Source organism: Mycobacterium sp. WUMAC-067, from assembly GCF_020217485.1.
Classification (GTDB): domain Bacteria; phylum Actinomycetota; class Actinomycetes; order Mycobacteriales; family Mycobacteriaceae; genus Mycobacterium.
In genome coordinates, this window is record NZ_JAEKMI010000083.1 from 1 (window position 1) to 10452 (window position 10452).

The following is a 10452-nucleotide window of genomic DNA, read 5'->3' on the forward strand; positions in this document are numbered from 1 at the left end:
CGCCACCAGGCTTGAGCACCGGCCGGAACTCGCAGACACCCCGCCAACGTCCGACACCGAACTCGACACCAGTTACGCGACCGCCGCGTGATACGAAGCGGAATTTCAACCGTTGCTGTTGTATCAGCGAAAGCTGTTTAACCAATGCTGACATGTGAGGTGCGGGAATCGGCGTTGGCCCGGCTGGGCCGGGCGCTGGCCGATCCGACGCGGTGCCGAATTCTCGTCGCGCTGCTGGATGGCGTTTGCTATCCGGGTCAGTTGGCGTCGCACCTCGGATTGACCCGATCCAATGTGTCCAACCATCTGTCGTGCTTGCGGGGCTGCGGTCTCGTAATCGCTGCGTATGAGGGCCGCCAGGTTCGGTATGCCCTGGCCGATAGTCACCTCGCGCGTGCCCTGGGTGAGTTGGTTCAGGTCGTTCTCGCCGTGGACACCGACCAGCCTTGCGGCGGCGAGCAATCCAATTTCGAGGAAGTGCGCACCGCGCCGTCTGGTCGATGAGCGGGCTCGCCGAAGCGCGACGAGAAAGCAGAGCATAAGGAGGGTTAGCTGTGGTTGCACATGGCCTACTGGTTAAGGCGACCGGGACGGTGTTCGCCGGGCTCGTCGGGGTAAGTGCCTACGAGGCGTTGCGCAAGGCGGTGGGAAAAGCTCCCGTCCACCGCGCGGCTGTGACCGCGACGGAGTGGGGCATGCGGGGAACCCGGCGCGCCGAGGTGGCGGCCGAGACCGCTCGGCTGAAAGTTGCCGACGTGGTCGCCGAAGCTCGCGATCGCATCGGTGACGATGCCTCCCTTCCTGTCGACCCCGTAGCCGACGACTGTTGCTGCTGACATCGCACGCTGCGCCCTCGGCGGACAGGGCAGGTTGACATCCGCGGTAGGGATCCGCCGATATACCGCTAGGAGCTGGCGATGCTGACCACCGGTGCGATGCCCGATGCCGACCTCGGGCTGAACGTTGTGTCTGCGACGGCGCGGCGAATGCGGGTGCACGCCAGCCAGTTTCGATTCGACACGGTCCGCGCGGTCGCGATCGAGGACGCGGTTGGCATGGTGGCCGGTGTCGAAGACGTGCGGGCCTATCCGCGCACCGCCTCATTGGTGATCTGGTATGCGCCTGAGAGCTGCGACACCGCCGCCGTCCTCTCGGCGATCGCCGATGCCCGGCACATCCCTATAGCTTCGCTGCCGACGCGCACCCCGCACGCGGCCGACAAGCGCAAGCCCGGTGTGGTGCAACGAGTCATCGACTGGAGCACGCGGGTGCGGTCGAGTACGTGTGACGCTGAACAACGTTGTCCCCCAAGGGCGGTCAGCGATTACTGCTGCGACCACGATGACAGCGAGGACGCGCCGGAACGGCTCTGGCAGGTCGCCAAGCTGCGACGCGCCACGTTATCTGGGGTGTTGCTGACGGGGTCGGTGATCACCGCATGGACCACTCCGCTGGGGCCGGTCGCTCTGGGTTTTAAAGTCGTCGCCCTGGCGGTGGGGGGCTCGACCTTCGTGCCGTCGGCCATCAAGCGACTTACGCAGGGCCGCATCGGTGTTGGCACGTTAATGACTATCGCTGCGGCCGGCGCTGTCGGTCTCGGCCAGGTCGGCGAGGCTGCCATGCTGGCGTTTTTGTTCTCCATCAGTGAGGGCTTGGAGGAATACGCGGTGTCGCGTACGCGGCGCGGCTTGCGCGCGTTGCTGTCGCTGGTGCCGGATCAGGCCACCGTGCTGCGCGCGGACAGCGAAACCGTGGTGGCCGCGGCCGACCTTCAAGTTGGCGATCAGATGATCGTCAAGCCGGGTGAGCGTCTGGCCACTGACGGCATCATTCGTGACGGGCGCACCTCATTGGACGTCTCCGCGATCACCGGTGAGTCGGTACCGGTCGAAGCCGGGCCTGGCGACGACGTGTTCGCCGGGTCGATCAACGGTCCCGGCGCGCTGCTGGTGCAGGTCACCGCGACGGCAGAAGACAACTCGCTGGCGCGCATCGTGCACATCGTGGAAGCCGAGCAGGCGCGCAAGGGCGCCAGTCAGCGACTGGCCGACCGCATCGCGCGACCGCTGGTGCCGAGCATCATGATGGCCGGACCGGCGATCGCCGGGGCGGGCAGCGTCTTCGGTAGCCCGGCGGTCTGGATCGAACGTGCTCTGGTGGTATTGGTGGCTGCCTCGCCATGCGCATTGGCCATCGCGGTGCCGGTGTCGGTGGTGGCGTCCATCGGGGCGGCCGCCAGGATCGGCGTACTCATCAAAGGTGGCGCAGCACTGGAAGACATGGGCACCATCGGCGCAATTGCCCTGGACAAGACCGGAACCCTGACGATCAATCGGCCCGCGGTCATCGAGGTCGCCACAACCAGCGGCGTCACTCGTGAAGAGGTGCTGGCGGTGGCAGCCGCGCTGGAGGCCCGCAGCGAGCACCCACTGGCCGCGGCTGTTCTCGCCGCGATCCAAACACCGGCCGCCGCGGCCAGCGAAGTGCAAGCCATCCCGGGTGCCGGATTGACCGGTCGGCTCGACGGCCACGGTGTCCGACTGGGACGCGCCGGCTGGCTCGATCCAGCCGACCTCACCGAGGATGTAATGCGCATGCAACACGCCGGGGCCACAACGGTTCTCGTCGAACGCGACGGGCGGCTGCTCGGCGCCATCGCCGTGCGCGACGAACTACGTCCGGAAACCGCCGAGGTCGTTGCCGAATTGCGAGCCCGCAACTACGAGGTGGCGATGCTCACCGGCGACAACCATGCCACCGCTTCAGCCTTGGCCGCCGAAGCTGGAATCGAGCGCGTGTACGCCAACCTGCGTCCTGAGGACAAGGCGCGCATGGTCGCAGAGCTACGTGCCCAGCGGCGGACCGCGATGGTTGGCGACGGCGTCAACGATGCTCCGGCCCTGGCCGCCGCCGACCTGGGAATCGCTATGGGCGCCATGGGAACCGACGTCGCCATCGAAACCGCCGACGTCGCGTTGATGGGCCAAGACCTGCGCCACCTGCCCCAGGCGCTGGATCACGCCCGCCGTTCCCGCCGGATCATGCTGCAAAACGTCGGGCTATCGCTGGCGATCATCACCATGCTGATGCCGCTGTCGCTGTTCGGCACCCTGGGTCTGGCCGCGGTGGTGTTCGTGCACGAGGTTACCGAGGTGATCGTCATCGCCAACGGCGTGCGCGCCGGACGCATCAAACCCCTTGCCGGATCAAAGCCATCGAGTCACGATTCAACATAACGATGCAACGAATCTACGGCCTGTCCAGGATGGTTATGTCGGTGGGTCGGAACGCTCCCCGCGTTTCAAGGCCTTTTGACACCCGGAGGAAGACTAGTGGCCCAAACGAAAATGTCTTGTGGGAAGTGGTTGACAACCAGCGTGCTCCTGCTCGTTGCTGCTCTCCAGTTCGCTACTCCTGCATCAGCGGACCAAACTGATGATGACTTCCTCGCCGCGCTCAGGAAACACGGGATCGTCTTCACCAATCGGGATGCCGCGATCGCGACCGGCCATAGGGTGTGCAGCGGCCTCGATGCAGACCAGACGCCGGCCAACCTTATTTTATCGCTGGTAAAAGACACCGACCTTTCCGCACATGTGGCCGGCTATTTCTTCGGAGCCGCAGTGAATTCCTACTGCCCGCAACACCGCCCCGTTATCCCTCAGCCGGGGGCATAGACGATGGAGACGGACAAATGGCGCACCACTGGTGGGCATGGAGCTCTCCGCGGGCGGCCTTAGCCATTGCACGCCCACGCACCGACGCCAACGACACATCGTTCGCGAAATCACGGCTTTGCTGCTGTTCCTGAGAGGTGACGTGCGTGAAGCTGGCGCGAGCCGCGATCGGCGGGCAGATTTGTGTAATTCGACGGATCACGAAATGGCTTGATGCCCATCCTCGATTCCGCATCTCCATCCCGACATACTTGTCGTGGCTCAACAAGCTGAACGGTGGTTTGGGTTACACATCGATTAGAAGCTCCGCCGGGCCTCGACTGCTGCTCGGACATCTGCGAGTCAAAGGCCGCGTCCTGTCCCGACACACGCGCTACGATGCCGATCTGACCAGAACGGTACTCGAAACGTAAACGTGCATCATCACCTGCAAGATGTGCAGACGAATGTGACGGGCACGCAACCTATCACGAGCACTGCCGGGTGTGCGGAGAAATCTGCCGCCGCTGCGAACGGGCATGCCGCGAACTCATCGTGTCACTCGGCTGAGGGGCTGGCCCGGCGCCGGCTTCAGCTATCGTGCGCGACGTGTCCTCGGATTCGCTCGCTGCCAGTTCGGCGGCGGTGTCGGGTAACGGTCCGATGCGCGCTTATTCGGTTACCGAGAACAAGCGCAGCTGGGCCGTTGCCGTGTCGTGACCGTCAGCTGCGTTCTGTTTCTTCGCTCGCCTCGCTGACCTGGTCGAGGTTCCAGGTGCCCGGCACCATTGGCGCGGACGGGGCACCACCGAACTCATCGCCGTCCAGCGTGGTCAACCCGGCCGCCTGCCCGCTGCCCCTCGATGCCGTTCCGGCAAACCCCAACGGACCCGCGCCCCGATCCGAGGCCACGGTTGACGTGATTGGCTTATCAGCAGTTGGCGGCGGGCGCCACCGTGGGGCGACCTCGACATCCATATCCATGAACTCGTCGCTGTGTCCGCGCAGCGTCGCGCGCTGTCGCCGCCGCGCCCGGGCCTGCTCCCGGGCGGCCGCCGCCGACCCCGCCGCGGCGGTATCGGGCTCGGGGGCCTTTCTTTTGGCGCTGGAGCTTGAGCTGGCACTTATCCCCGAGCCGATCCCGATGCCGGGAGGCCCCACCACGTAGGGCGGAACAAAACTTGCCGCGCCGCCGGCCGCGGGCGGCGGTGTCGGCGGCGCGGAACCAGCGACGGTGGTCGTCGCGGGCGTGGGCGCCGGAGCCGAAGCGGGGGCCGAGCCGGGGCTCACGATGGTCGTTGCGGTCGGGGCAATCCCGACTACCGGCAATTTGGGCTCGGCCCCGACTGGGATCGTTTCGGCAGGCGTGGTTCCGGTGGGTATCGCGGCCAGGCCGGCCAGGCCGCTCGCCGCTCCCAGGGCTGCGACCGCTCCCACGTTGGCGATTACCAGGCCGAGGGCGACCGACAACAACTGCGGCGATTGGGCAAGATAGGAGATGATCGCCTGCACGTGGAACATGAAATCGGCCTCCATCAAAGCAAGGAGGGCCGGCACCTGCGTGGGATTAGTCAGCAACGTGTTTATAAGATCCGGAATTTGCGAACCGAATAATTCGTTCGCCCACTCCGAATAGAACCGGGGATCGTTTGGGCAATAGACGTCCTCGGTATTTCCGGTCCATGGGTCTGTTCTGGTGCCGCAGCCGTTGCTGCCGGTGGTGTTGCTGTCGGATCTCTGGATCTGCGGCGCGGGGTCGGTTTGCGGGGTTGACGCCACCGCCGTGCCGGAGACCGCTTGATAGGTGCTCATCGTGGTGGCGGCCTGAGTCCACATCCGCGCGTAGTCGGCTTCGTTGAGCGCGATCGGAATCGTGTTGACGCCAAAGAAATTTGTCCCCACCAAGGCTGCGTGGCTAGCGTGGTTGGTGGCCAGCTCGGCCACTGTGGGCATGGCCGCCAACGCGGAGATGTAAGCGGCAGCCACAGTCTCATGTTGGGCGGCCGCGGCGGCGCTATTCGCGCTCGCCTGCATCAGCCAAGCCAGATACGGGAGGTTTGCGGCCACGTACGACTCTGAGCTCGGCCCCTCCCATGCCCCAGCCTGCACGGACGCCACCGAGCTGCTGAGTTCTTCTGCTACTGAAGCGTATTCGGCGCTCAAAGATGACCATGCCCCGGCAGCGGCCAACAGCGAACCGGGTCCCGGGCCACTGCTCAGCAAGGCTGAGTGCACCTCCGGCGGAAATCCCATCCAGACGGGCGCGGTCATCGTCAAACACCTGCGATTCGATGCCACGACCGTGCGCCAGCATCAGCGGTCACGCAACTGGCGCCGACCTCGGCCACGCCGATCCCGGCGCGGCAGAGGTCGACCATCGTTTCTTCCCAGGGCTGTATCACCGCCGTACGCAACCGGGGCGCGCCGGGATGCGCGGCCGCCAGGTGCGCGCCCATTTTTCGAAAGCCGCACCGGCGGCGCCGAGGCATTCGGGACAAAACGTGCAAAGTCATCGCAGACATCCTCGTGTAGCGGGGGTTGCAGGGTTAGTCGACGGCCACACCACCCTAGCCCTATTGACACTGGTTTTCATTATCAGTAATTGGTATCACGGGATGGAGTGCGGGGGAAGTGCCGATGTCGCGCCGCGCACGAGGGCTTTGCGTTCGGCGCTGACGCGCATAAGCGGCCATGCGGTCGAAACTGGTGCAGCACTGCGTCCGTCAGCTGCGGGCCTACCCTGGCTATCCGGTCAAGACGCCGACCTCGTCCATCCTGTGGCTAAGCCGGTGCCTTAGGCGGGCGCCACAAATCCCGCCGGGGTCGCGACGCCCAGTCCGACGGAGGCCGATTGCCGGCGTTTGGCGGCGTCCGCCTAGTGACTGCGCGGTATCAAGCCCGTGGCGTGACATGTCATCGGAATCAACCTCATTCGAACGAAACCGTAAACCCAACACCATCGGTTGTGGAGCGACCTTTGAGCTTTTTCTTGGACGCAACTTTGATGTCTCGCAAGGTAATTCACGATCAAAGGTGACTTGGTTTGGACCTTCCGTAGCGCGTCAACGGTTTGTCGGCGACCGCCGGGTTGCTCGACCCGATGCTGACCAACACCTTCATCGAACTTGTCCGGCCAAAAAGATCACCGTCCGACTCGGAGGGTTGATGAAAACCGCGACAGCTCCCGCTCGTTTAGCGTACGTCGGGCCGGGTACGCCTGGCGCGGAGGCACTCCTCCACAGAAAACCATCCACACCGCTGCCGTTCAACACCAGGAGAACACGTGACTACTACCAGCAGCATGCTGAAGACCTATCCCCAAGACCTCGACGGAGTGGATAAGGCCAAACTGACAGCCTGTATCGAAGCCTGTATCGAATGTGCGCAAGCCTGCACAGCCTGTGCAGACGCCTGCCTCGGCGAAGCTGCGGTCGACCAGCTGAGAAAATGCATCCGCACGTGCCTCGACTGCTCGGACATCTGCGAGGTCACCGGGCGCGTCCTGTCCCGACACACCGGCTACGATGCCAACCTGACCAGAACGGTGCTCGAAACATGCGCCATCACATGCAAAAGCTGCGCAGACGAATGTGAGGGGCACGCAACCCATCACGAGCACTGCCGGGTGTGCGGGGAAGTTTGCCGCCGCTGCGAACGGGCGTGCCGCGAGCTCATCGGCTCGCTCGGCTAAGTGCTCACTCGGCACCTACCCGCATGGCGCCGCCACCGATGCCCTCTAGCGTGCGCGCCGTGATGGCTCACGTGATGTACTCGAGGCGAGTCATCATGCCGGCCTCTTGGTGATAGGTGTTGTGGCAGTGGAACACCCAGATGCCGGGGTTGTCCGCGAGGAGGACGGCGCTCATTTTCTGCTTGGGCAGTACGTTGACGGTGTCTTTGCGCGGGCCGGGCTTGCCGTCGGGCTTGATCACCTGGAAGGTGTGTCCGTGCAGGTGCATCGGGTGGTACATCATGGTGGTGTTGTCGAATGCCAGCGTGGCACGTTGACCCTGGCGGACCTGTAGCGGCTTGGTCTTGCTGTAGGGCTCGCCGTTGATCAGCCAGTCGTACTTCGTCATGTCGCCACTCAGGACCACCGGGAGATTCACATCGGATTTGGCGACACCCAAGTCGACTTCCGGTGCGGCGGTGAACATCTCGACGGTGCCGACTCTTTTGTTGAGTTCGCCCGGCTGGAAACCCGGATCAGGGGCGCTGCCGGCGCCGGTGGAGAGCAGGGCCCGCGCCAGCGCATTTTTGCCTTCGGCAAGAGCGACCAGCGGGAAAACGCCGTCGGCGGCGGTGACGACGACGTCGTAGCGTTCGGCCATGCCGATCAGCAGGGCGTCGACCTCGGTGGGCACTACGGGATAGCCGTCGGTGTGGGTGACGGTCATCGAGTGCCCGGCTAGCGCGACGCGGAACGCGGTGTCGGAGCCGGAATTGATGATCCGGATCCGGATGCGCTGTCCGGGCTTGGCGCTGAATGTGGTGGGAGCGGCGGGAATGCGGCCGTTGATGAGGTAGTGCGGGTAGGCAATATCGCCCGGGTCGCCGCCAAGCAGATTGCTGGTTCCGACGCCGTCCATCTCCATGGGGGGCATGTTTTCCATGCCCGGCATGCTGCTCATGCTGGGCCTGCGCTGATTGGTCAAATCGTCGTAGAGCTGCCTGGGGGTTTTGCCGATGCCGTCGGTCCAGTCGTCGAGTACGACGATCCATTCGGCGTCATAGCGGCCCGACTCTCGGGGGTCATCGATGATCACGGGCAGATACAGGCCATAGTCGGCGTCCAGGCCGACGTGCGGATGCGCCCAGTAGGTGCCCGGATGGGGTACGGAGAACCGGTAGGTGAAGTCGCGGCCGGCGTCGATGTTCGGGGTGGCGGGCGCGACGCCGTCCATGTCGTTGCGCAGGGCGATGCCGTGCCAATGCACCGAGGTGGCCGAATCGAGCCGGTTGGTGACCGTGACCGCGAGTTCATCGCCGACATTGGCGCGGATCAGGGGCCCCGGGATGGCGTTGCCGTAGGCCATTGTGCGAACACTGATGCCGCCGAGGTCGATTGTTGTCGGTTGAGGCGTCAGTGCCGCCGTGACGGTGCGCCCGGTGTGGGGCCGCGCCGCCTCGGCAGCAGCGATGGCGTCCGCCATCGCCGTGTTGGCGGTACGCGTTTGCTCGCCGGATCGGCCGCAGGCGGCCAGCGCGAACCCGCCGGCAACGGTGGCGGCTATGAAGCCCCGCCTGCTGAGCCGCGCCCTGTCAGAAGTCGATTCACGCACGCCCGATACCTGTCTTTCATTGCGCCGTTCGGTGTTTCGTTCAGTCCCAGAGAGCCGCGATCGCGCTCCCGCGGGCTCGAATATACCGCATAGGGGTATTGCTGTACCGTTGGGCGGACCGCATCGAAAGGATACCCAGGAAGGACTTTCTAGATGGGACTGGCGCAGAGGCTGTTCGCTGATCATCGGCACGGTGACGGCTCCGGGTGGGTACTCAACTATCCCCGTACCTATGAATGGGCCACCAATGCGTGGTCTCTGGGGCTACGTGCGCGCATGTGGGACCGGCTGGTCGGGCTATCCGGCGCCGAGCCCGGCCATCGGGTGCTCGACGTCGGCTGCGGGACCGGATACTTCACTCGACGAATCGCGCGGGCGGTGCACCCGGGTGGCAGCGTTGTCGGGATCGATCCCTCACAATCGATGGTGGACTACGCCGCGCGGCGTGCACCGGCGAACTCCACCTTTCAGGTTGCCTCCGCCGAAGATCTGCCCTTCTCCGACCAGTCGTTCGACCTGGTGGTATCCAGCTTGGCGTTTCACCACTTTCCAGTTGACCGACGTGCCGACGCAGTGCGACAAATGTTTCGCGTTCTGCGACCGGGCGGGCGGCTGTGCATCGCCGATCTTCGCCCCTCGGGCGGTGGCATCTTGCATCGGTTTGCTGCTGTTTTCAACGCCCATGCCAGGGAGCAGAACCGGCTACACCAGCTCGATGAGCTGATTACCGATGCGGGGTTCTCCATCGTCGGAACTGGTGACCGGTTGTTGCTGCACTACATCACGGCGCAACGGCCGCAGGGTCGGTGAGTCCGGCGATGGGTACGGCGGGCCACTGGTTGTAATCGATATGCCGGGCCGAAGGTGACGGTAGATCTCAGGCATAACTATGCCGGCCGTCGTACGCTCGGTGGAGCGTCGTCAGCATCTGGTTAGGCGCAACATAGGACTGCTGAACCGCCGAAGGTGCCGGTTTACATATACGGGTACGGGGTATATTCTGCTTCTATGTCCACCGGGCGCGCAGTGAACTGCTCATCGGCGACGCACGCGATGAGTTGTGAATCCGCGCATCGGAAACTCCCCGGCCTATCCTTGGTTTTCTCGCATATTGCCTGGGTTGGTGTGTCGTGATATTCGGCGGCGCTAGCAGGTTGCCTCGGCTCCGGTATGTGGTGGCAGTGGGGGCTGCGGCGTGGTTGGCGGCGTGGGTTCTCATCGGTGCCCACAGCGTGATGGGGCATTCGCAGTCTTCCGTGTCGCAGTCTTCGATGTCGCAGCCGGCGCATGCGTTGGCGGCTTCGCTGGGTAGCGAGTTCACCGTTGATGTCGATCATCCGCATGTGGGCAAGGGTTCCTCGGGCGACCATCACGAGCAGTTCACCACGGCGGTGCTGCCGCGCTCAGGCGCGGTGGTGGCTGCGTTAATCGCGTTAAGTGCGGTGGCCGCCGTGGCGCTGACCGGTGGGGTGGCCCGGTTTGGGGTGCCCGCCGGGCGCGGCCCCCCGCGCGCG

The 10452-nt window shown here is 64.6% G+C and carries 8 protein-coding genes and 2 pseudogenes; 8 read left to right on the plus strand and 2 right to left on the minus strand.

Annotated elements, in window-relative coordinates; genetic code table 11:
- Nucleotides 1-144: 144 nt before the first annotated feature.
- From JF781_RS26465 to JF781_RS28780, 5 genes and pseudogenes are all read left to right on the plus strand, one after another.
- Nucleotides 145-504, plus strand: coding sequence for a helix-turn-helix transcriptional regulator (locus JF781_RS26465; protein WP_225330302.1), 360 nt, complete (start codon nucleotides 145-147; stop codon nucleotides 502-504).
- Between the two features lie 50 nt (nucleotides 505-554).
- Nucleotides 555-836, plus strand: coding sequence for a DUF1490 family protein (locus JF781_RS26470; RefSeq protein ID WP_225330301.1), 282 nt, complete (start codon nucleotides 555-557; stop codon nucleotides 834-836).
- 99 nt (nucleotides 837-935) lie between these two features.
- Nucleotides 936-3236, plus strand: a complete 2301-nt coding sequence (locus tag JF781_RS26475) for a heavy metal translocating P-type ATPase (RefSeq protein WP_374109793.1) — start codon at nucleotides 936-938, stop codon at nucleotides 3234-3236.
- Between the two features lie 96 nt (nucleotides 3237-3332).
- The gene (locus tag JF781_RS26480; protein WP_225330300.1) at nucleotides 3333-3677 is read left to right on the plus strand and encodes a DUF732 domain-containing protein; all 345 of its coding nucleotides are present in this window, start codon (nucleotides 3333-3335) and stop codon (nucleotides 3675-3677) included.
- 471 nt (nucleotides 3678-4148) lie between these two features.
- Nucleotides 4149-4226 (plus strand): annotated as a pseudogene (locus JF781_RS28780) (four-helix bundle copper-binding protein); the annotation flags it as partial.
- A gap of 153 nt (nucleotides 4227-4379) precedes the next feature.
- Here the strand turns inward: JF781_RS28780 and JF781_RS26490 are convergent.
- Nucleotides 4380-5927: a PPE family protein gene (locus tag JF781_RS26490; RefSeq protein ID WP_225330299.1), complete on the minus strand. Its 1548-nt coding sequence runs from the start codon at nucleotides 5925-5927 to the stop codon at nucleotides 4380-4382.
- A 1030-nt stretch (nucleotides 5928-6957) separates the two neighbouring features.
- On the opposite strand from JF781_RS26490, the gene JF781_RS26495 reads away from it, so the two are divergent.
- Nucleotides 6958-7347: a four-helix bundle copper-binding protein gene (locus JF781_RS26495; RefSeq protein WP_255642379.1), complete on the plus strand. Its 390-nt coding sequence runs from the start codon at nucleotides 6958-6960 to the stop codon at nucleotides 7345-7347.
- 67 nt (nucleotides 7348-7414) lie between these two features.
- On the opposite strand, the gene JF781_RS26500 is transcribed toward JF781_RS26495, so the two are convergent.
- Complete coding sequence (locus JF781_RS26500) at nucleotides 7415-8938, minus strand: multicopper oxidase family protein (RefSeq protein ID WP_225330297.1); 1524 nt, start codon at nucleotides 8936-8938, stop codon at nucleotides 7415-7417.
- Nucleotides 8939-9091: 153 nt separating this feature from the next.
- On the opposite strand from JF781_RS26500, the gene JF781_RS26505 reads away from it, so the two are divergent.
- Both JF781_RS26505 and JF781_RS26510 read left to right on the plus strand, forming a co-directional pair.
- Nucleotides 9092-9748: a class I SAM-dependent methyltransferase gene (locus JF781_RS26505; protein ID WP_225330296.1), complete on the plus strand. Its 657-nt coding sequence runs from the start codon at nucleotides 9092-9094 to the stop codon at nucleotides 9746-9748.
- A 461-nt stretch (nucleotides 9749-10209) separates the two neighbouring features.
- Nucleotides 10210-10452 (plus strand): annotated as a pseudogene (locus JF781_RS26510) (hypothetical protein); the annotation flags it as partial.